The organism is Rhodococcus sp. IEGM 1408 (genome assembly GCF_033142235.1).
Classification (GTDB): domain Bacteria; phylum Actinomycetota; class Actinomycetes; order Mycobacteriales; family Mycobacteriaceae; genus Dietzia.
Genome location: NZ_JAWLRW010000034.1, coordinates 1 through 1,654, shown reverse-complemented (window position 1 = coordinate 1,654; position 1,654 = coordinate 1). Strand labels below are relative to the sequence as shown.

The window sequence follows — 1,654 nt, the reverse complement described above, 5'->3', positions numbered from 1 at the left end:
ACGACGAGCCGGAGTCGGTGACGGTGAAGGACTCGCCGCCGAACAAGTGATGGGTGGTGGTGCGTGGGACTGTCTGAATAACGGTTGATCCGGTCCTTGGTTCGACACGCCGAGCTCAGCTTGGTGGGAAGGATCGACGATGACCGAAACACTGGATCCCATGGCAGCGACCGAGGTGGATCAGAAGCAGTTGGCCGAGCAGCTCCTGGCGCAAGCCAAGGAGCAGGGCGTGGAGTTGATGGGCCCGAACGGGCTCCTCAATCAGCTCACCAAGAATGTCCTCGAGACCGCGTTGGATGCGGAGATGACCGAGCACCTCGGCTACGAAAAACATGATGCTGCTGGCCGCGGCAGCGGCAACTCCCGTAACGGCACTCGCTCGAAGACGGTGCTTACCGAGATCGGGCCGGTGGAGATCGAAGTCCCGCGGGACATCGATTCCTCCTTCGCGCCGCAGATCGTGAAGAAGCGTCAACGCCGGCTGACTGGGATCGATGAGATCGTATTGTCGCTTACGGCAAAGGGTTTGACGACCGGTGAGGTGTCCGCGCATTTTCAGGACATCTATGGCGCGACGGTATCGAAGGACACCATCTCCCGCATCACCGACAAGGTCGTCGGGGAAATGACCGAATGGCAGAACCGGCCACTCGAGCGCGTGTATCCGGTGATGTTCATCGATGCTGTGCACGTCAAAGTCCGGGACGGTCAGGTCACGAACCGGCCGATGTATGTCGCGATCGGTGTCACCGTGAACGGTGAACGCGACATCTTGGGGATCTGGGCCGGCGAGGGTGGTGAGGGCGCGAAGTTCTGGCTCGCGGTTCTGACGGAAATCAAGAACCGCGGTGTCGCCGACGTCTGCATCGTGGTGTGCGATGGACTGAAGGGTTTGCCGGATGCCATCAACACCGTCTGGGAGCTGGCGGTGGTGCAAACGTGCATTATTCACCTGATACGCAACACCTTTCGGTTTGCATCGCGGAAGTATTGGGATGAGATGGCGCGTGATCTGCGGCCGGTCTACACCGCTCCGTCAGAGTCTGCGGCGAAGGAACGATTCACCGAGTTCACGAAGAAATGGGGTCAGCAATACCCGGCGATCATCAGGATGTGGGACAACGCGTGGAGTGAATTCGTTCCGTTCCTGGACTACGACGTCGAGATCAGGCGGGTGATCTGCTCGACGAATGCGATCGAGTCCGTCAACGCCCGCTACAGGCGCGCAGTGCGCGCTCGTGGACACTTCCCGACAGAGCAAGCGGCCCTCAAGTGCTTGTATCTCGCCACGCGGGCACTGGACCCCACCGGGAAAGGTAAGGCACGATGGGCGATGAGGTGGAAGCCAGCGCTCAACGCGTTCGCGATCACCTTCGAAGGACGCATCACCCCGAACGGAAACTAACCGACGCCAAGGTCGGATCCACCGTTAATCTGACACTCCCCTCCCCGGAAGTTGGACTGAGTAATTCAGTTCCGACTACCGGGGAGTTTTGTATGCGTGCACGAAGTTCACTTACCGAGGATCAGCGGGTCGCGGCGGTAGCGTTGTTCGAGGATGGTGTCGGTGCCGTCTCGGCTGCTAAGAAGGTCGGTGGCGGGGCAGGCCCAGTGATCTTGCTCTACGACCGGTGGCGGGTTCGAGGGAGGAATG

Annotated in this window: 1 protein-coding gene; it reads left to right on the top strand. The window is 60.2% G+C overall.

Annotated features, from left to right (window positions below):
• Positions 1-139: 139 nt before the first annotated feature.
• Positions 140-1,405, top strand: a complete 1,266-nt coding sequence (locus R4P08_RS18360; RefSeq protein WP_394855475.1) for an IS256 family transposase — start codon at positions 140-142, stop codon at positions 1,403-1,405.
• The last annotated feature ends 249 nt before the right edge of the window (positions 1,406-1,654 follow it).